Genomic DNA, 19,456 nt, shown 5'->3' on the forward strand with positions numbered 1-19,456 from the left:
CGGATGCTGAAAGAGTTAAGCGGGCGCTCGCATGGGTGAAACACCGATCGGTCCTGCGGGGCGGAGCCAGGTCGAGCTGTGGATTGGCGGCACGGCTGTCGTCCTACTCGGACTTCTGTGCCTGCTGGTTCTGCGTCCATTCATATCCGCGGCGCTATGGGCCCTGATCCTTTGCTTTACCACTTGGCCGCTGTTTCTCAGGCTTGAAGAGATGCTCGGCGGACGGCCGACGCTGTCGGCGCTGACCGCCACATTGTTGCTGGCTGCGATTATAGTCGTGCCGGTCGTGATCCTGGGAGCTACGCTGGCCGATAACGTGTCGGCGCTGATCTCAGCCAGTCAAAAGCTCGTCCAGGAAGGCCCACCGAGTCCGCCCGGTTGGGTCGCGGGCATTCCGCTGATTGGTGGCCATGTCGCCGGCTACTGGAACTACCTGAACCAGAGCACTTCGGTAAGGCTGCATGAACTGGCCAGACTGCTGCCCGCCGCGAAGAAGATCGGCGTGTGGGGCGGGAGGGCGCTTGCCGAGGGGATCTTTCAAATCGCTCTGAGCCTGCTGATTGCGTTCTTTTTCTATCGCGACGGATATGCCGCGGCCAACCAACTTCATGGCGCGCTGCATCGGATCGCCGGGGAAAGAGGCGACCGTCTGCTCGAGCTCGCGGGCGCGACGATTCGCGCGGTCGTTTACGGCGTTCTCGGAACCGCGCTGCTCCAAGGCGTGGTCGCGGCTATCGGCTTTGCAATTGCAGGAGTCCCTGGCTCTGTGTCCCTGGGATTCGTGACCTTTGTGCTGTCCTTTCTGCCGGGCGGACCGCCGCTCGTCGCGGCGCCGGCGGCGTTCTGGCTGTATCGACAAGGTTCGACGGCATGGGCGGTCTTCATGATGGCGTGGGGACTGATGGTCGGGACGCTGGACGACGTCGTGAAGCCGCTGCTCATCAGCCGGGGCGGTTCGACACCTATGATACTGGTGATGCTTGGAGTGTTAGGGGGAGCGCTTGCCTTCGGCGTTATAGGTATGTTCCTGGGACCGACGCTGGTGGCATTGGGTTACAGCCTTTTCGAGCAATGGGCCGCGTCCGCGGGCGATAACGCGATCACTTGACTCCCTTTCCGCTCAGGCTGACAACCTGCGGCGTGTTGGACGCGTTGTCGTTGATCAGCAGAGTTCCGGTGATCGCACCGACGACAGTTGGGGCGAATTTCACGGAAATAGTGCAGCTCTTCCCCGTCAAGAGCGCCGATGTGCAGGTATTGGTCTGGGTGAATCCTGCGGTCGTCGAAATGCTTGCTACACTGAGTGAAGCGGATCCGCTGTTGCTCAGAGTAACCGTTTTGACCGCACTTGCAGTTCCCACGGCGCGCTTTCCAAAGCTCAAGCTGGTTGGATTGACCGAGCCAACAGCCACCGGCGTCGGAGTCGCGGTGGGCGTGGCTGTATGCGTCGCCGTGGTGGTGGCCGTACCCGTGGCAGTCGCGGTGGATGTCGCCGTTCTGGTTGCTGTAGCCGTGGCTGTGCTGGTGGCAGTGCGAGTAGTTGTCGCAGTAGCTGTAGTTGTACTGGTAGCAGTGGTCGTAGGTGTCGCCGTCCTGGTCGCGGTAGCTGTGGCTGAGCTCGTTGCAGCAGCTGTGGGTGTGGATGTTCGCGTCGCCGTGGCGGTCGCGGTCGGAGTCGGTGTCATCGTCCCGGTGGGCGTTGGCGAAGGCGCTCCGCGGGTGCTGAATGCGATCACGTTGGCCGAGTAAGCCGGGAAGTTGTACGAAAAATTGGTCGATAGCCCCGTCACAGGACTGGTCGCGATGTCGGCTGAGCCGACGCCCGTCTCCGCCGCGTTGTCTTGCGGGATGCCGTAGGAATAAAGAGTGCCGGTGCTCCCCGGCATCGCGCCGCTGACCGTGATGTTGGTGTTGAACGCATTGCTGGCGCTCTTGTTCACGACCAGCAACGTCAGCCCGCCGTTAGTACGCTGGGCCGCACACACACCGAGGAGCGGATAGTCGCTGGTAGCGCTGACCAACTGATCGCCGCTGCGAGCGAAGTGTTGCAGCAGCCTTTCAACGTAAAACGTCGGATAGGTGTCAGCCGGGCCAGGCGGGTCGACGCTATCAACAACGCCATAGTCGCCATATTGGCGCCATCCGTAGAGAGCTGGGGAATTGTTGTTGGTGGTTTCCTGGCCGTTGCGTAGGTCCCACCAGGTAACTGAATTGAACTCGGTGTTCATCGCCGCGCAAAGGCTGTCGGCGAGGAACAGCCCGTTCACCAGACTCGTGGTCTGCTTGCCGGGGCTCGAGGAGACAGAGTTATTCTCGGTGTTGTCCAGCTCGACGCCAGCCGCTGCGGTAGCGCCAAGGTAGTCGTTTAACTGATTGCGAAGATCGGCGGTGTCAGTGCTCCAGGTGACGTTGGAAAGCAGCAACCCCTGATCGCTCTCACCGCCCGGCGACTGCGGATAACGATGGTAGATGAGGAAATCCGGGGTTACGCCGAGGCTGCGCAGCGTCGCGAGCATCACGGGCGTCCAGCCATTGTGCGTTACTCCGGTTACCGGATTGACTACCGGGTGATTGGTATTGTTCGCATAGCTGTCCTCGCCGGGAACTGCGACCGCGCCGATCTTGATCGTAGGGTCCACCGCCTTCATCTGCGTGTAGTACTGCTGAAAGCGCTGCGCATAGGTGTAGGGATCATGTGGAACAGTGTTAGTGTCAGTCTCCCATGAGCCGTAGACCTCGTTGCCGATTTCCCAATACTTGAACCCGTAGTGATTGGTGACATTGGATTCCTGGACCCACGCCGCCGCTTCCGCCGGCGTGCCCGATCCGTAGTCGGCTGTGACAAAGACCTGTGCGCCGGCTGCGATCGCAACCTGTGCAAACTGGTCGAACGATGTGGCCCACTGCCAGGTGTTGCTGTCTGTAGTGTTGGTGGCCCAGTGGTAATCGTCGGAGAGCGAACCGCCGGGGAAGCGCAACGCGCCGGCGCCCATCTCGGTCAGCAGATTGGTCGTGACGCTTGTATCGAGGATCGAATCCCAAACCGCCGTGTTGACTCCGAAGTGCCGCGCATCGACGACGCGCACCGGCTGCGCCGCGTTCACCGTAACATTCACCACGCTGGGCGCCGATTGCGCCGTGATTGAGATGGTGTCCACGAAAAAGGTCGGTTGCGTCGTGCCGCTGCGGTCCTGGATCCAGAAGCCGTCCATGTCCGGTTGGTTCTGCACTCCCAGCGAGGACAGCGGAATGCTGATTTGCCGCCAGGTGTTGGCCGTGAGGGCAGGCAGAGTCACGACAGTCTGCGCGGTGCCATTGAGCGTCGCCTGGACTTGCAGCAACTGTCCGCCGGTCGCGCCGCCGTTAATCCAGAAAACCAAATCCGCGTAGAGGCTGGAGTCGAAGGGGGTCTGATGCAGGTAGAGCGCCTGGTAGGGACCCGCGCTGACAGCAATGGAGTCGGTGCCGGACTGGACCGGCGTCGTATTGTTGAGATTCACCGTCGCCCAACTCCAGTTCTGCCAGCCGTTGACGAGGGCGTCTGTGTACGCTGTTTGATCCACCTGCGCGCGCGCAGCTGCGGGTAGCGCAAGGCAACAAAGCAGCACCATCAGAATCGGCAGGAATGATCGCGCCAGCCGCAATGTCAGAGACCTAGTCATAAATTGATACAATATGTATAGCTGTGCGGCAGCTGCGAGCAAAGCGCCAGAACAGCGGTAAAGGCGCTGCGGCGGGAACCTGCCGCAGCGCCTCTCAAGGCGGGATCAATTTGTCAGAGCTGGGCGCTATTCGGTGATTTTCCCCTTCCATGTCCGCGCGGCCAGGTCGATCTCACCGGTGCCGCCGATGCGTCGGCCGTCTGAGAGTTCCATAGTGTTCGTGGTCGTCCACTTGTGCTTGCCCTTGCTCTCGTAGCTCCCTTGACCGATGCCGTTGACAATCTCGCCGTTGTCCATGTAAGCCGAGCCGACGATACTGAAGGTTCCGTCCTTGCCACCACCGATGAAGGTGGCGGTTTCGAAGATCGAGCCGAATCCGGTCGCGGTCCCCTCAAAGTTCACCTGGATAAGAAGGCTGCCCGCAGGTCCGGGTGTGTTGGTGATGGTGATCATCTTCATTGAAAATTCCCCGATTGGTTTACCAGCCAAGATCTTCTCCTCGATCGTTTGGTTTGAGTTCGTACCCGATTTAACCCAAATTCATCGCACGGACGGCTGGTAGATTGGTCCGGTTTCCAGCGGACCGATATTGTACTTTGGTACAATAGTCGCCTATCGACGTGCGATGCAGAATGTCCTCCCGAACGCCGATCGTCGAAACTTCGAGCGCAGAAAATCGAGACCAAACAGAAGGGAGAACGGAGGGAGACACTTATGCGGAAAGCGAAATCGCCTAGACTTTACTCGTACGCAATTGCGATTCCGGTTCTCCTGTTCGCGGGCGTAGCCAGCGCACAGTACCGGCAGTACCCATTGCTGGACAAGGCCGCCAACAAGGTCATCCAAAAATACCAGAACTCCTCGTGCGAGCAGTTGTGGCAGGAGCGAGGGCAGCCACAGTCGCAGAGGGAACAGGAAGCCGTAAATTTTCTGCGCAGCGATCCGCAGATGCGGGCCATGTTCATCGATAGAGTAGCGGCGCCTATCGCCAACAAGATGTTTGAATGCGGCATGATCCCGTGATCGTCAGCGCGTAAGCGGAAATGGTTGGTCAACAGTTATCGTCAATGGGAGGGGCAAAAATGAGCTTCAAATTTGCGGCTGCCGCTTGCGGGGCTGCGATGGGAATCGCGCTAGCCTTGAACGCTGCATTGGCCGCGGACCCGTCCGCATCGCCCACTCAAGCCGCGCCCCCGGTCCAAGCCGCCCCGCAACCCCCTAGGATTGATCCGCACGCTGACGATCTTCTCACCAAAACGTGCGAGGCCCTGGGCTCGGCCGACGCGCTCAGCTTTCACGCGGAGATACTTTTCGACAAGGTACTGCCGCGCACCGTGAAGGTTCAGTACGCAGCTGAGATGAATTTTGCGCTAGAGCGCCCGGACGAACTCGTAGTCGACTACCACAGCGACCTCGGCGGCAAACAACTCTGGTACCAGCGTGACACGTTGACGATCTTCGACGAGCCGCATGAGATGTATGCGAGCATGAAAGTGCCGTCTTCGATTGACACGATGCTCGATCAAGTTGAGCAAACGCAGCACCTGACGCTGCCGCTATCGAACCTGGCGTATAGCGATCCGTGTTCGCGAATCCGCAAACAGATCATCTTCGGGTCGTACATCGGCGTCAACGACGTCAACGGCGTCGACTGCGATCACGTTGCGTTTTCGTCCCGCAACATCGACCTGCAGCTTTGGCTGGATCGCTCAGGAAAACCGGTTCCGCGCAAAATAGTGATCAACTACCGAACTGAGCCGGGCTCACCGGAATACATCGCCGTGCTTTCCGACTGGAAATTCCCGAAACAGATTTCAGACAACCGCTTCAGCCCGCACCTTCCAAAAGACGCAAAACGGATCGAGTTTTTGAAGGTCAAGGAGTCACAGCCATGAACAACACGATAGATTTGCGCGATGCCGGCAGACTTGCGCTTCGGGTAGTCTTTCTAGTCACCGCGTGCGCCCTCGCGAGCGCTCCCAATGCGTTCGCAAGGTGGGGCGGAGGAGGCGGGGGAGGGGGCTTTGGCGGCCGCGGAGGCTATGGCGGTGGCGGGGGTGGATACCGCGGCGGCTCGGATGGGTTCGACGGCGGCAGCTTTAGTCATTCCGGTTCGTCTGGCTCCGGTTCCTATGGACATTCATCAAGCGGCTATGGAAGCCAGTACAAATCTGCCGATTCCGGAAATACTTACAACTACAATAAGTCGTCTTCGTCTTCGCAATATAACCAGTACAAGCCGCCTTCGGATTCCGGAAGTATTTACGGGAGCAGCTCAAGCAGTTCGACCAACAAGCAATCGGACTACAACGAGTACAACGCAAACCAGCAAGCTCAGAAGCAGGCCCAGTACAACGAAGCGAATACTCTTCAGCAGAACAACGAAAAGACCGAAAAGTCGATGAACACCGAGAACGACAACACGATAGACACTGTGAACAGCAACAACTCCTACTATGGTGGAGGTGGAGGTGGTGGAAGCAACAACTACTACTACGGCGGCGGCAGTAGTGGTTCGAGCAGCGGCGAAGTAGCGGGTGCAGCGACGCTCGGTGCTATTGGCGGCATGGCTGTCGGCTCGATGATAACTGCGAATTCACAACCAAAGCCTCAGACCACCGTTATCGAGAATAATCCATATGGTTATTATCCACCGCCGCCTCCGCCCCCCGGGTATCAACCGTACTACAACGGCAGCCAGGTGACTTATGCATCGCCGCCGCCGACCTACAATTACAATAATTACTAGATCATGAGGCATGACACTCGATTTTGGCAAACACGGTAAATGCAGCGCGGAACCAGTAACTGGAGAAGGCAGGGAACTGACTATGAGGACTAGACGGCGTGTTGACCTTAAGGTGTCGCTGCTGGCGGCGTTGACGGTGGCTTGCCTGTTGAATGCGAGCGCCGCTCGCGCCCAGCAGATCAACGGCGTGCCGGGTTCGCCCAGCGCCACGATGACGCTCGACGGCAAGCAACTTCCGCCGCCGCCGCTACCCTTCGGCGGCGTGATCAAGGAAAGCGCCAAGGATTCCACGCCGTGGTGGCCACCGCGAGTAGTGCCGCCCAAGGGCGCGCCCAACATCGTCTTGATCATGACCGACGACCAGGGTTACGGAGTTTCGAGCACCTTCGGCGGCGTCATCCCGACGCCCGCGCTCGATCGCATCGCCAACGCGGGATTGCGCTACACCCAGTTTCATTCCACGGCGCTATGCTCTCCCACGCGGGCGGCGTTGATCACGGGGCGCAATCATCACTCGGTGGGCTTCGGTGTGGTCACCGAGCTGTCCACTGGTTACCCCGGTTACGATTCAGTCATAGGGCCGGACGACGCCACCATCGGCACGATCCTGCGTGACAACGGTTACGCCACCTCGTGGTTTGGCAAAGAGCACAACACTCCCAGCTTTCAGTACAGCGCGGCAGGGCCCTTCGACCAATGGCCTGTCGGCATGGGCTTCCAGTATTTCTACGGCTTCATGGGCGGCGAGACCGACCAGTGGACGCCCTACCTTTTTCGCAATACGACCCCGGTGTTTCCGTGGATCGGCAAACCCGGCTACAACCTCACCACTGACATGGCGGACGACGCTATCAGGTACATGCGCGACTTGAACGCGGCTGCACCCGACAAGCCGTTCTTCCTCTACTACGTGCCCGGTGGCACCCACTCGCCGCATCAACCGACCAAGGAATGGATCGATAAGTTCAAAAGCAAGTTCGACATGGGCTATGAAAAGTTGCGCGACCAGATCTTCGCTAACCAGAAGCGACTCGGCGTGATCCCGCCGAATACCCAACTTACCCCGTGGCCAGATGGACAGGCCGCGTACGGCGGCGCAAAGCTGCCTCGATGGGACTCGCTTTCAGTTCTGCAGAAAAAACTCTATGCGCGAGAGGCGGAGGTCTTCGCGGCCTACGCGGCCTACACTGACCATGAGATTGGCCGCGTGATCCAGGAAGTTCAGGACGAGGGCAAGCTCGACAACACGCTCATTATCTACATCGTCGGTGATAACGGCACTAGCGCCGAAGGTACCTTGGAAGGCACATTCAACGACTTGACCGCTTACAACGGCATATTCGACGTTCCCATGCCGTTGCAGTTACTGCACTACTCAGAGTGGGGCTCGGAGAAAACCTATCCGCACATGTCGGTGGGATGGGCGTGGGCGTTCGACACGCCCTTCAAATGGACCAAGCAGGTGGCATCGCATTTCGGCGGCACCCGGCAGGGTCTGGCCATTTCATGGCCCGGTCACATCAACGATCCCGGTGGAATCCGCACGCAGTTCCACCATGTCATCGACATCGTGCCGACGATCCTTGAAGCCACGGGCATCAAGGCGCCTGAAGAGGTCGATGGCATCAAGCAAAAGCCGATTGAGGGCGTGAGCATGGCGTACACGTTCGACAAGGCAAACGCCAATGCGCCGTCGAAGCATGATACGCAGTATTTCGAGATGGTCGGCAACCGCGCGATTTACCACGACGGCTGGATTGCCTCCACTACGCCTCCATCTCCGCCCTGGCTCATTGGTACGGGCAAGATGCCCGACATGAACGATTACAATTGGGAGCTTTACAACATCGCCGACGACTACTCGCAATACAACGACCTGGCCTCGAAAATGCCGGACAAGCTGAAAGAAATGCAGGCGTTGTTCACGACCGAAGCCGCGAAATATCAGGTCCTGCCGTTGGATAACAGGGGCTTCGCGCGCCTACTGACGCCGCGGCCCAGCGCGGTCGCCGGGCGAACGGTGTTCACCTACTCGGGTGAGAATACCGGCATTCCCTTTGGCAATGCTCCCAGCATTTTGGATCGCGATTACACCATCACGGCTGATGTAACGATTCCCCAAGGCAGGGCGGAGGGAATGATCGTGACCTTGGGCGGCCGCTTCGGGGGCTATGGTCTCTACCTGCTCAAGGGTAAGCCAGTCTTCGACTACAACCTTCTCGACATGACGCACTACCGCTGGGAGGGCGGACCGTTGGGCCGCGGCGTGTTGGCCGATGCGCTCAAGCCCGGAAAACACACGATAGTATTCGATTTCAAATACGACGGACCGGGACCCGGCAAAGGCGGCGAAGGAGTATTGAAGGTCGATGGCAACGAGATAGCCCGGAAGAAGATCCCGCACACGATTCCGCTGCTCATGACCGTGGACGAAACCTTCGACGTTGGGAGCGATACTCGCACGCCGGTGAACGATGACTACAAGCTGCCGTTCCGCTTCACGGGTACGATCGACAAGCTGACCTTCAACTTGGGCCCCGAGCAGCTGACCGACGCGGATCGAAAGGCCATTGCGGAGAAACTAGCGCGAGCAAGGGACTAGGAGGGCGGCCGACTGCAGTTATGAAATCCGCGAGCGTCCTGTTCGGCAGTTCCTCGTCAGTGGACGCTCTGCAGACCGCGACCGCCGCGATTGAAGCGGGCGCCGGCGTCGCGCTACTGAGCATCCCGTCGAGAGCGGCGGAACTTTTGCTCGGGGCGCCGCTGGACACCCCAGCCGCGGTGACTGCGGCTCGTGTCGGCGGTGCTGCATTGCTTACTCTGGCAGCAGCTTTCTGGCTTGCTCGCGGAGACAGCCAAAGCAGCGCGGCGAGAGGATTGGTGGCAGCGGTGGTGATCTACAACGTCGCTGTAGTATTGATCCTTGCGGTCTTCGGACTCCGCTCGGAGCACGTAGGGGTGGTGTTGTGGCCGGCCGTCGCGCTGCACACGGCCTTGACCGTCTGGTGCATTGTCAGCCTTCGATACTCGAGCGTCGCAGAAAGGCCGGGGAAATCTCCGTCGGAAGCAATCGCGCAATGAGTTACAACCAGCCGGTCGGGGACACTTCGCTCATCGCCTGCCTGCATTGCGATTTGCTGCAGCGCATCCCGGACCTTGCGCCCGGTGCGTCGGCACGATGCCCGCGATGCAACAAGGAGCTATGGCGGCATCGTGTGGACTCACTCAACCGGACGTTCGCACTGACGCTGGGCGCAATGTTGCTGTATGTGATCGCGAACTCAGTCCCCATGCTTGGCCTCACAATTGTCGGGCGCGACGCCTCGACCACGGTGATCGGAGGCGCTCAGCACTTGTGGGACAACGACCAGAAGATCGTCGGTGTGCTGGTGCTGTTCACGGCCGTCATCGCGCCCGCGCTGCAAATCGGCTTGATGCTGGCGATCGTGCTCGGAGCTATGCGACCGCGTCCGCCGAGATGGGTAGGAACGCTGCTGCGCTATCATCCGACCACGCGTATCTGGAGCATGATCGAAGTCATGATGGTGGGCGTGCTCGTGGCCCTGGTGAAGATTGCGGATTACGCGACGGTGATTCCCGGCATGGCGCTGTTCGTGCTCTGGGTGCTGGTCTTCGTTCTGGCCGGAATGTCAGCGAGTTTTGACTCGCGGGAAGTGTGGGAGCGCATCCAGTGGGCGGACGAAGCGCAGCGCGACGCCGCCGCTCAGTTGGCGGAGGGGACGTCGTGAGCTCCGCCGGCATCACCGCGATGCAGCAAGGCCTGCAAAGCTGCGAAGGCTGCGGCCTGCTCTCACGTCCCGCGCCGGGCGAGGAAGAAGGACGCTGCCCGCGTTGTGACGAGGAACTGGCCTTTCGCAAGCCGGCCAGCTTCCAGCGAACGTGGGCATACCTTATTGCCGCGGCGATCTGTTACATCCCGGCGAATGTACTTCCCGTCTTAACGACCACCACGGCGGCAGGCGCCGAGTCCGACACCATCCTGCAAGGAGTGGTGCTGTTGTGGTCGCCGACCGGATGGCCGCTCTCGATCATCGTCCTCGTCGCGAGCATCATGATCCCCAGCGCGAAGATCCTCGCGCTGGGCTACCTGCTTATCACGGCGCAGGGCGGCTCGGTGGCGAACAACGAGCAGCGGGTCCGAATGTACAGGATGGTCGAGTTCATCGGGCGCTGGTCGATGGTCGATGTATTCGTCGATACCTTCACCGCGGCCCTGATCCAGCTCCAGCCGTTGATGTCGGTGGAGCCAGGGCCCGGCTTGATCTTCTTCGCGGCGGTGGTGGTGTTTACGATGCTCGCGGTCGAGGCCTTCGATCCGCGGCTTATCTGGGACTCGGTAAGTCAGCAAGAGGCAGATTCGAAAGAGGTTACTTATGCCTGATCGCGATCCACCACGCTCTTCAGTTCCCGAGTCGAGGAACGTGCCCAAGACGCGCACGCGGCTCTCGCTCGTTTGGTTCATTCCAATTCTGGCGGCGGTAGTCGGCGCATGGGTGGCAGTGACGCGGGTGCTGAGTGAGGGACCCAAGATAACGATCGTCATGAAAACGGCGGAGGGACTGGAAGCCGGCAAGACCAAGATCCACTACAACGGCGTCGATATTGGCACGATCTCGAAGATCGAGCTGTCGCCGGATCATCAGCAGGTGATCCTGACCGCGCAGATGGCACCCAAGACGGAAGCATTTCTTGTTGACGATACGAAGTTCTGGGTCGTGCGGCCGCGGATATCGGGCGCTAACGTGACGGGGCTGGGCACTCTTATCTCGGGAGCGTACATAGGCGTGGAGATAGGAACTTCCAAGATAGACAGGCGTGACTTCGTGGCGCTCGAGATACCGCCGGTAATAACCGGCGAAGTCCCCGGCCGCTTTTTCGTTCTGAAGACACCTGACTTAGGCTCACTGGACACGGGCACGCCAATTTACTTCCGGCGGTTACAGGTCGGGCAGGTCGCATCGTACGAGCTCGACAAGGACGGCAAGAACCTGACCGTAAAGGTGTTCGTGCGGACGCCATACGACCAGTACGTCAACCCCAACACCCGCTTCTGGCATGCAAGCGGAGTCGACGTTTCGCTCTCAGCAAGCGGCCTTACGGTGCAGACCCAGTCGGTGTTGTCGATCCTTATAGGTGGTATAGCCTTCGAGACTGCCGCGACTGATCCGGTCCTGCCGGCGGCCGAGGAGAACACAGTCTTTACCCTGTTCGCGAACCGGACCCAGGCCTTCAACCCGCCCCCACGCAATCCGCAGACCTATCGACTTGTCTTCAAGGGCTCGGTGCGAGGGTTGTCGCCCGGAGCGCCGGTCGAATTTCGAGGTATTCCGGTGGGTGAAGTCGCGGACATTCGCGCGCAAATCGATCTGAAGACCTTCCAGTTCTCAGTGCCGGTAATTATTCACCTGGACCCGCAGAGACTCGGCGTCAAGCTGGTTGACATTGGATCCGGCGCGGATCTCGAGACTATGCGCAGGAAATTGGTTGATGCGCTGGTCGCTCACGGCGTCCGCGCGCAACTGCGCACGGGTAACCTGCTAACTGGGGCCCTCTACGTGGATCTCGATTTCTTCCCGGGCGCGCCGCCAGCGACTGTAGACTGGTCGCAGCAGCCAGTGGAATTGCCTACCACTCAGGGCCAGCTCGAGGCGACGGAAGCCACCGTCGAGAACATCGTCAAGAAACTGGACCAGGTGAAATTCCAGGAGATTGGCGAAGACCTGCACAAGGCGGTCACCGAGCTGGATAAGACGCTGGTGATCGCGCAGGGCACCCTGACTAGCGCACAAGGTACGCTCGATAACACTAAAGATCTCACCGGACCGAATTCCATGCAGGTGCAGCAACTCAGCAGCACCCTGCAGGAGGTGAGCCGCGCGGCAAGGTCGTTGCGTGTACTGGCAGATTATCTCGAGCGCCATCCCGAGGCGCTCGTTCGCGGCAAGAAGGGGGAGGCGAAGTGATGGCACGGCGTATCACGCAACTGATCTCGATCGCGCTGGCAACTGCACTGGCAGCAGGATGCAGCACTGCCCCGTCGCGATTCTACTCGCTGTCCTCGACCTCCACCGCAGACGGCACGCCGGCGATGCCCGCCGCGGTGATGGTCGGCCCGGTCACGATTCCCGCCTCGGTGGACCAGCCGGAGTTCGTGGTGCAGGTCGCGCCGAACCGCGTCGAGGTTGACGAGTTCAATCGATGGGTCTCGCCGTTGAACGACGGCATAGCGCGCGCCGTCGCCGGCGACCTGGTCGTACTGCTCGGCACGCCGAATGTGGCCAGTTCGCAGTTGGCTAACTTCACCCCGGACTACAGGGTAACGATCGACGTCCAGCGCTTCGAATCGACCAAGGGCCAAGGGGTTACCTTCGAAGCAGTGTGGACGGTGCGCAAGACTGCGAGCGGGGCAACCCGTTCGGGACGCACTGTCGCAAGCGAGACTGCGCAGGGGCAAGGCTTCGACGCGCTCGCAGCCGCGCACAGCCAGGCAATCGCAAAGATGAGCGGTGATATCGCGGCCGCAATCCGCGCGGAAGCCGAGCAGAAATCGTAGTGCTGCAAGTTACGAGCGTGAAATCTAGCGATGCCAACCGACACCGAGGGTCTTCGACCATGAAGTTACTAGCCAGGCCTAAGCGACGATCGTTGCCGTTGACACTTGCGGCTGTTGTCCTCATATCCACGTCGCCGATGGTCACCGGCTGTTCGCGCGGCGATGACCAACCTGCCGCCGCGCCGTCGACACAGGCGCAACCAAGCGTCGCCGCGACGGCGGCGCCCGCTGCTCCTCCTCCCGCTGCGGCCGTCGAACCCGGTCCTCCTCCGGGTGCTGCTACCGCGCAAGAGTTGCAGGAGTTGGTATCGCCGATCGCGCTCTATCCTGACGTGTTAGTCGCGCAGATCCTCGCTGGTTCCACCTATCCGACACAAGTGGTGGAAGCGGATAGGTGGCTGAAGCAGAACCCCAACCTGAGTGGAGATCAGCTAGCCGCGCAGGTGAACCAGCAGGCATGGGATCCCAGCATCAAGTCGCTGACTCAGTTCCCAACTGTGCTGCAAACGATGAACGACAACCTCGCCTGGACCTCGGACCTGGGCGAGGCGTACTACAATCAGCCTGCCGACGTGATGAATGCTATCCAGGTCCTGCGCAAGATGGCGATGGACGCTGGAACACTGAAGTCCACCGACCAGCAGAAAGTTGAAGTCCAGCCCGCTCCTCCGGCCGCTCAGGGAGCGGCTCAGCCGTCGATGCAGCAAACAGTCGTCATCCAGCCGGCCCAGCCGAACACGGTTTACGTCCCACAATACAATCCCACCAGTGCCTATGGCGCGCCGGTCGCGGCGCCGCCGGGCTACAGTGGTAGCGATCTGCTCCTTACGGGTGTCTTGTCATTTGGAGCCGGGATCTTGCTTGGCTCGCTAATCAACAACGGACACAACGATTGGGGCTGCAACTGGTACGGGGGTGGCGGCGGCAGTTCGGTTAAGTACAACAACAATGTTTACGTAACTAACAACAACGTATACCCGGGACGGCCGCCCAGTTACCGGCCACCCTACGGTGGATATCCGCCCAACGGAGGATACCCGCGTCCCGGATATCCGGCACGACCGGCGCCATATCCGGCCACCAGGCCGCCCTACAACGGTGGCGGCGGATACAACCGTCCGAACAACTCCGGAATTCCAGCGACGCGGCCGTATGACCCGAAGACAGCGAGGCCCGCCAACCCCGATATCGCCAAACCCAATTTCCCCAAGCCCAGCACGCTGCCCAACAATCCGGGTGGATCTAACTTGAACGGGAAAAACGTTGGTAAGAATCGACCCAATCAGCCCGCGAATCCTGTAGTTGCAACTCGGCCCGCCAATCCTGCCGCCGGAAATCGGCCCGCTGCGACCAAGCCCGCCAATCGTGCGGCGGATCCGGCCAGAGGCTTCGCGAAAGACAATAGCAGCACCGGCGGCCGCAATAGCGCGTTTGGCGGATATGAGCCCGGCGGAAACACGCGGGCGTCCAGCGACCGCGGACAAGCCAGCTTCAAGGGAAATCAAAAACCCGCTGGCGGACGCGGCAACGGTGGTGGCGGCGGCGGCAATGCCAAACGCGGCGGAGGCGGAGGCGGAAATCGAGGTGGCGGAAAAAAAGGTAGGTGAGGGATTCCAATGACGCCGAATGAAATGACCAAGGAATGCCTCGACATCAACTGGCACCGCGCCGCGAACGCTACGGGGGAAAGATCCATGTCGAATTTTTTCAACTATTTGCGGGTGAGAATCTCGCTCATTCTTTCAACCCTCCTTTGCGCTTCACTGCTCGTCACGCCTTTAGCATTCGCGGAAAACTCCGCCGCGCAGCAAGTGTTCCCATCTCCGGCCGCCGCGACTAACGCGCTGCTTGCCGCTGACAAAGCGGACGACATGAAAACCCTCAGCTCCATACTCGGCCCAGACGCGGATCAGATCCTTTCGTCGGGAGATCCAGTCGCCGACAAGAACGCGCGTGACGACTTCGCGCGCTGCTACGATGAAATGCATCGGCTCGAGTACGACGATCAGGGTCGCGTCATACTGTATATCGGCGCCAACAACTGGCCGGTTCCAATTCCGCTCGTAAAGAACAGCGATGGTTGGGCTTTTGATACGGCGGCCGGCAAGGAAGAGCTACTGTACAGACGAATAGGCCGGAACGAACTGTTTACGATCAAGGTTCTAGAAGACCTGGCTGAAGCGCAGACAGAATACGCGAGCGATGCGCACGATGGCGAGACAGCGGGCCTGTTCGCGCGGAAAATCCTTAGCGATACCGGTAAACAGGACGGGCTGTACTGGGCAACCGCCGAAGGACAGCCCGAGAGCCCTATCGGTCCGCTGGTCGCGAGCGCGACCGAGGCCGGCTACAAGAAGGACGCTGGCGGAAGTCCTATTCCATTTCACGGATACTACTACAAGGTGCTCACAGGGCAGGGCACTAATGCCCTGGGCGGAGCAAAGAACTACCTGGTCGCTGGCAAAATGACCCAGGGGTTCGCGTTCCTCGCCTACCCCGCCGAGTATCGCGCCTCGGGAGTTATGACATTCATGATCAACCAGGACGGTGTCATCGTTCAAAAGGACCTTGGGCCCGACACCGCAAAGTTGGCGAGCGCAACCTCTGAATACAATCCCGACAAGACCTGGCAGGAAGTGGACGAGTAGGTTGTCAATGCGACTTGGGACGTAAGCCGAGTAGAAGCGGTAGCAATGGTGGATCGGGAACATTTGTCGATCGAAGCCACCCTCCTGGGGCAGTTGCGAGAGGAAATCCATCTTCGTCTCGCGCCGCACAGGCATACCGCGCTGCTCGTCGCGATCATCGCCGCGTTTCTGGTGCGGCCGTTGATCGGCGATTCCGGAGCGGGCCCTATCATGTTCAGCTCTGCGATGTTGGTGCTCCTGCTACTGTCTTTGTACAACATCGACGTCGACCATCTTGCGGGCGATCGAGAAACGCTTCTAGCTCAGAAGAAGAGGCGGAGCATCATTGCCTGGACGTTGGGCATTCCCGCGATTGCGGAACGATTCATCGCCATTTTCACACCAAGCCATTCGATCTATCTGGCCGGCTCGGTTCTGTGGCTGCTGCTCTTTGCCTTCATTACATGGAATGAATTGCGCGCCGTGCTGCGGCAGAAGGAAATCACGCGCGAAGTCATCAGCATGTCGATTTCTACTTATCTCCTGCTCGGATTGACGTGCGGATTGTTCTACATCGTGCTTCACGATATACAGCCCAATGCATTCAACTTCGGTTCGGGTGGGCCTCTTCCTGAGCAGCAGACTATCCCGGTTCTCATCTACTTTAGTCTTACCACGCTCTCAACCATCGGGTTTGGCGACATCACACCTGTAACTCTGCAGGCCCGCTACGCGGCGGTGGCAGAAGGTATCACCGGGCAGTTTTACCTGGCGATTTTGGTCGCGCGGCTGGTGGGAATGCAGATGACTCAATCTCCAAGTCAGCACGCGGAACAAGAAGCCATCGAGTCCGGCACAGAAAAGAAATGAGCTGTCGCGCGTCAGCCATGATCCCGGCCTTGCTGCTAGGCGATCGATGCGGGAGTTGGCTCAAAATTGGCCCACAATACGTGAACAGCTTTGTCGAGCGGGCTTGGAACGTATCGGGAGACGGGCCGACGCCACGCTATTCAATCACATTTGGATTCTCGCTACTGTATCGTAATTTCTGGAGCTCCCTCGCGCGCTAGCTCCGGGTCTGAGGTTAGGAGGAAATACTCGTGAGCCCGATCGCCGCCGGTTGCATCGTGCTGGTGTGTGTCTTTGGAGGCGCGCTGCTCGGGATGGCTATTCACACGATTCTGCCCGAGCATCATATGAGCTCGGAATCCAAGGACGTGATCAAGCTGGGGATGGGACTTATAGCGACCATGTCGGCTCTGGTCCTGGCTCTGCTGACCAACTCAGCAAAAGGTTCCTACGACGCACAGAGAAGCGAAATCACACAAGCTGCCGCCAATATCATCCTAGTCGATCGCGTGCTGGCGCATTACGGACCAGAGACGAAAGAAGCTCGCGATCTCCTTAAACTCTCCGTCGCGTCCATGATCGATCGAACTTGGCCTAGTGACCGCATCGGAAATGCGAAGCTGGGGCCGACTACCGCCGGGGCCGAAATGTTCTTCGACAAGATCCAGGAACTCACGCCGCAGAACGATGTTCAGCGCTCGCTTCAGGCTGAAGCTGTGAGGATGAGTATCGAGATCGGCCAGGCGCGCTTGCTGCTGTTCGAGCAGAGCGGCCGCTCGATCCCGATGCCGTTTCTTGTGCTGTTGATCTTCTGGGTGACCGTTATTTTTCTCAGTTTCGGACTCTTCGCGCCCCGCAACGCGACTGTGGTGGCAACCCTGTTCCTCTGCGCGCTATCGGTTTCAGGTGCGATCTTCCTGATAATGGAGTTGGACCGGCCATTCGGGGGATTCATTCAGATTTCCAGTGCTCCCTTGCGCTCTGCCATGGCCAGTATCGGTAAGTAATATGAGCGCGATGCCACAAAAGCTCGCCGCATCCGGCAAATGTCTTCACCGCGAGTTCGTCGCAGCCTGGCCGGTATTTCTCTTTTTTCTAGTCGCGTTCCTGCTTCAACTTTTGCTAATTAAGCTCGCGGTTGCGCAATTCTTTATCCCGGTAACTGTACTTTCCAAGGCAGTCGTCGGCGCGCTGCTCGCAGCCAAGGCGGTCCTTATACTTGACGAGACGCGGGTCGGACGAAGCCTCGAGCACTATCGCCCGGTCATCGCGGTCGCCGTCAAGACGCTGCTATACGGATTCGGAACGCTGTTGCTCGGCTACCTCGAACGATTCCTGGAAGCCCTGCATCAGTTTGGGAGCTTCGACGAGGCGGTCCGGGACATGATTGATCAGGCAAATCTGTATCGGTTCTTCGCGTGGGTGCTGGGAACAACTTTCATATTTGCAATTTATTTCGTGTTGTCAGAGATCAACGAATACATGGGCCAAGGCGCTCTCAGGGCTCTGTTTTTTGAGCGCCCGTAATTTGACGGCGTATTCGTGATTGCCAGACACCTTCGGCACGAAACCGCCACGCCACTGCGTTCATCCGACAAATCTTTGTCGTTCAGGCCCAATGCCTGGGAGAGACTAGCTGGATTGAATCTATACCTTGCCTTGTTGCTCGCGATTGGATCTGGGAAACGGCATTCTTCTTGCTGCCCTCTAATCGCAAATTAGATCCAATCGCACGTTAGAAAGGACGCGTAAGATGAATATCACCAGTATCGGCAGGCATCTCAATGTCATATCTGTTGCCATCGTCGTGGGTTCGCTCTTTTTCGCGAAGCTGGCCCCCGCCTGCACGGGCATCAGGCTTATAGCCGGCGACGGGACTGTCGTTTACGCGCGTACGCTCGAGTTCGGCACCGATCTCGACTCCGATGTGATCATGGTGCCGCGCGGCTATGCGCGAACTGGCACCACACCTCAGGGTGAGAATGGGCTGAAGTGGACCTCCAGGTATGCGTCGCTTGGCGCCAATGGTGTCGGGTTGCCCTATCTGTTCGATGGCGTCAACGAGAAGGGCTTGGCGGCTGGGTTGTTCTATTTCCCCACGACCGCTGGCTACATGAGCTATAACCCTGCTCAGGCCTCCAGGACCATCGCGCCATGGGAGGTTGGTTCGTGGATTCTGGAAAACTTCGCGACGGTCGAAGAGGTCAAACACAACATTGGAAGCGTCGCGGTCGCGGAGGTCGTGTTCCAAAAGTGGGGCTTCGTGCCGCCGATTCACTACGTGGTTCATGACGCCTCCGGCAAGAGCATCGTGATCGAATACGTCGATGGAAAACTCCATGTCCACGACGACGTGCTGGGCGTGATGACCAATTCGCCAACCTTCGACTGGCACATGACCAATCTTCGCAACTACGTGAACTTCTCAATGGTGAACGTCCCGCCCGCTAAGGTCGGCGGCCTCACGCTGACGGGTTTCGGCCAAGGCACGGGGATGCTCGGAATGCCGGGCGATTTCACTCCGCCATCGCGGTTTGTCCGCGCCGTGGCTTACAGCACCTCGGTGCTGCCGTCCAAGACCGGCGACGAGGCGGTGCTCCAGGCGTTTCACATATTAAACAACTTCGACATTCCCAAAGGCGCGGACCGCGAGGAACAAAGGGACGGGCACGGCAACCCCATCGCGGATTACACTCTTTGGACCAGCGCCTCAGATTTGAAGGCGAGGCGATTCTACTTCCGCACTCACGAGAACAGCCAGATTCGTTCGATTGACCTCATGAAAATGCCCCTCGACGCCAAGAGCATCGCCACTATTTCCATGAAGGGCCCCGAGGTCATCAAGTCATTGAACCCCTAGCAGGGTGTTGAGAAACGCCTCTTCGATGGGATCGACGGAAGGTTTTGCATCGGTATAGTGGAACGAGGCCAGTTGGGTTGAGGAGGAAGCGGAAGATGCGAGGATCCGATCGGGCACAGAGCACGATGCTGACGC

At 59.2% G+C, this 19,456-nt stretch carries 18 protein-coding genes; 16 read left to right on the top strand and 2 right to left on the bottom strand.

What is annotated here, in order from left to right:
• The first annotated feature begins 31 nt into the window (after window positions 1-31).
• Entirely contained in the window at window positions 32-1,108 is a 1,077-nt protein-coding gene (locus VJX68_RS05505) for an AI-2E family transporter (RefSeq protein ID WP_324094657.1), read from the top strand.
• Here VJX68_RS05505 and VJX68_RS05510 read toward each other — a convergent pair.
• Both VJX68_RS05510 and VJX68_RS05515 read right to left on the bottom strand, forming a co-directional pair.
• Window positions 1,101-3,563 (bottom strand): choice-of-anchor D domain-containing protein, encoded by a 2,463-nt coding sequence (locus VJX68_RS05510; protein WP_324094658.1) that lies wholly within the window; start codon window positions 3,561-3,563, stop codon window positions 1,101-1,103. The two genes, VJX68_RS05505 and VJX68_RS05510, sit on opposite strands and share 8 nt — an antisense overlap.
• 225 nt (window positions 3,564-3,788) lie before the next feature.
• Complete coding sequence (locus tag VJX68_RS05515; RefSeq protein WP_324094659.1) at window positions 3,789-4,151, bottom strand: hypothetical protein; 363 nt, start codon at window positions 4,149-4,151, stop codon at window positions 3,789-3,791.
• Window positions 4,152-4,376: 225 nt separating this feature from the next.
• On the opposite strand from VJX68_RS05515, the gene VJX68_RS05520 reads away from it, so the two are divergent.
• From VJX68_RS05520 to VJX68_RS05590, 15 genes are all read left to right on the top strand, one after another.
• Window positions 4,377-4,685 carry a hypothetical protein gene (locus tag VJX68_RS05520; protein ID WP_324094660.1) on the top strand — a complete coding sequence of 103 codons (309 nt, stop codon included), beginning with the start codon at window positions 4,377-4,379 and terminating at the stop codon, window positions 4,683-4,685.
• A gap of 59 nt (window positions 4,686-4,744) precedes the next feature.
• Entirely contained in the window at window positions 4,745-5,557 is an 813-nt protein-coding gene (locus VJX68_RS05525) for a DUF2092 domain-containing protein (RefSeq protein ID WP_324094661.1), read from the top strand.
• Window positions 5,554-6,411 carry a hypothetical protein gene (locus VJX68_RS05530; RefSeq protein ID WP_324094662.1) on the top strand — a complete coding sequence of 286 codons (858 nt, stop codon included), beginning with the start codon at window positions 5,554-5,556 and terminating at the stop codon, window positions 6,409-6,411. The genes VJX68_RS05525 and VJX68_RS05530 overlap by 4 nt, the downstream gene beginning before the upstream one ends.
• Before the next feature lie 82 nt (window positions 6,412-6,493).
• Window positions 6,494-9,013: an arylsulfatase gene (locus VJX68_RS05535; RefSeq protein WP_324094663.1), complete on the top strand. Its 2,520-nt coding sequence runs from the start codon at window positions 6,494-6,496 to the stop codon at window positions 9,011-9,013.
• A 20-nt stretch (window positions 9,014-9,033) separates the two neighbouring features.
• Window positions 9,034-9,492: a hypothetical protein gene (locus VJX68_RS05540; RefSeq protein ID WP_324094664.1), complete on the top strand. Its 459-nt coding sequence runs from the start codon at window positions 9,034-9,036 to the stop codon at window positions 9,490-9,492.
• On the top strand, window positions 9,489-10,160 hold the full coding sequence (locus VJX68_RS05545; RefSeq protein WP_324094665.1) for a paraquat-inducible protein A: 672 nt from the start codon (window positions 9,489-9,491) through the stop codon (window positions 10,158-10,160). Before VJX68_RS05540 ends, VJX68_RS05545 begins: the two co-directional genes overlap by 4 nt.
• Window positions 10,157-10,813, top strand: a complete 657-nt coding sequence (locus VJX68_RS05550) for a paraquat-inducible protein A (protein WP_324094666.1) — start codon at window positions 10,157-10,159, stop codon at window positions 10,811-10,813. Before VJX68_RS05545 ends, VJX68_RS05550 begins: the two co-directional genes overlap by 4 nt.
• Window positions 10,806-12,395 (top strand): PqiB family protein, encoded by a 1,590-nt coding sequence (locus VJX68_RS05555; protein WP_324094667.1) that lies wholly within the window; start codon window positions 10,806-10,808, stop codon window positions 12,393-12,395. The genes VJX68_RS05550 and VJX68_RS05555 overlap by 8 nt, the downstream gene beginning before the upstream one ends.
• Window positions 12,395-12,985 carry a PqiC family protein gene (locus tag VJX68_RS05560; protein ID WP_324094668.1) on the top strand — a complete coding sequence of 197 codons (591 nt, stop codon included), beginning with the start codon at window positions 12,395-12,397 and terminating at the stop codon, window positions 12,983-12,985. Before VJX68_RS05555 ends, VJX68_RS05560 begins: the two co-directional genes overlap by 1 nt.
• 293 nt (window positions 12,986-13,278) lie before the next feature.
• Window positions 13,279-14,592: a DUF3300 domain-containing protein gene (locus VJX68_RS05565; RefSeq protein WP_324094669.1), complete on the top strand. Its 1,314-nt coding sequence runs from the start codon at window positions 13,279-13,281 to the stop codon at window positions 14,590-14,592.
• A 9-nt stretch (window positions 14,593-14,601) separates the two neighbouring features.
• Window positions 14,602-15,633 (top strand): DUF2950 domain-containing protein, encoded by a 1,032-nt coding sequence (locus tag VJX68_RS05570; protein WP_324094670.1) that lies wholly within the window; start codon window positions 14,602-14,604, stop codon window positions 15,631-15,633.
• A 45-nt stretch (window positions 15,634-15,678) separates the two neighbouring features.
• Complete coding sequence (locus VJX68_RS05575; RefSeq protein WP_324094671.1) at window positions 15,679-16,482, top strand: potassium channel family protein; 804 nt, start codon at window positions 15,679-15,681, stop codon at window positions 16,480-16,482.
• A 230-nt stretch (window positions 16,483-16,712) separates the two neighbouring features.
• Complete coding sequence (locus VJX68_RS05580; protein WP_324094672.1) at window positions 16,713-17,468, top strand: bestrophin-like domain; 756 nt, start codon at window positions 16,713-16,715, stop codon at window positions 17,466-17,468.
• Between the two features lies 1 nt (window position 17,469).
• A complete protein-coding gene (locus VJX68_RS05585) occupies window positions 17,470-17,988 on the top strand; it encodes a hypothetical protein (protein ID WP_324094673.1) in 519 nt (172 codons plus the stop codon).
• 280 nt (window positions 17,989-18,268) lie between these two features.
• The gene (locus VJX68_RS05590; RefSeq protein WP_324094674.1) at window positions 18,269-19,321 is read left to right on the top strand and encodes a choloylglycine hydrolase family protein; all 1,053 of its coding nucleotides are present in this window, start codon (window positions 18,269-18,271) and stop codon (window positions 19,319-19,321) included.
• Window positions 19,322-19,456: the final 135 nt, after the last annotated feature.

Origin of the sequence: Binatus sp. (SeqCode) (genome assembly GCF_035272065.1) — a bacterium.
Lineage (GTDB): Bacteria > Desulfobacterota > Binatia > Binatales > Binataceae > Binatus.

Bases quoted from the DNA above. Each gene is read 5' to 3' on its own strand.
- VJX68_RS05505 (WP_324094657.1), top strand. From the start codon at position 32: ATGGGTGAAACACCGATCGGTCCTGCGGGGCGGAGCCAGGTCGAGCTG.
- VJX68_RS05535 (WP_324094663.1), top strand. From the start codon at position 6,494: ATGAGGACTAGACGGCGTGTTGACCTTAAGGTGTCGCTGCTGGCGGCG.
- VJX68_RS05545 (WP_324094665.1), top strand. From the start codon at position 9,489: ATGAGTTACAACCAGCCGGTCGGGGACACTTCGCTCATCGCCTGCCTG.
- VJX68_RS05585 (WP_324094673.1), top strand. From the start codon at position 17,470: ATGAGCGCGATGCCACAAAAGCTCGCCGCATCCGGCAAATGTCTTCAC.
- VJX68_RS05525 (WP_324094661.1), top strand. From the start codon at position 4,745: ATGAGCTTCAAATTTGCGGCTGCCGCTTGCGGGGCTGCGATGGGAATC.
- VJX68_RS05540 (WP_324094664.1), top strand. From the start codon at position 9,034: ATGAAATCCGCGAGCGTCCTGTTCGGCAGTTCCTCGTCAGTGGACGCT.
- VJX68_RS05555 (WP_324094667.1), top strand. From the start codon at position 10,806: ATGCCTGATCGCGATCCACCACGCTCTTCAGTTCCCGAGTCGAGGAAC.
- VJX68_RS05520 (WP_324094660.1), top strand. From the start codon at position 4,377: ATGCGGAAAGCGAAATCGCCTAGACTTTACTCGTACGCAATTGCGATT.
- VJX68_RS05530 (WP_324094662.1), top strand. From the start codon at position 5,554: ATGAACAACACGATAGATTTGCGCGATGCCGGCAGACTTGCGCTTCGG.
- VJX68_RS05570 (WP_324094670.1), top strand. From the start codon at position 14,602: ATGACGCCGAATGAAATGACCAAGGAATGCCTCGACATCAACTGGCAC.
- VJX68_RS05560 (WP_324094668.1), top strand. From the start codon at position 12,395: ATGGCACGGCGTATCACGCAACTGATCTCGATCGCGCTGGCAACTGCA.
- VJX68_RS05575 (WP_324094671.1), top strand. From the start codon at position 15,679: ATGGTGGATCGGGAACATTTGTCGATCGAAGCCACCCTCCTGGGGCAG.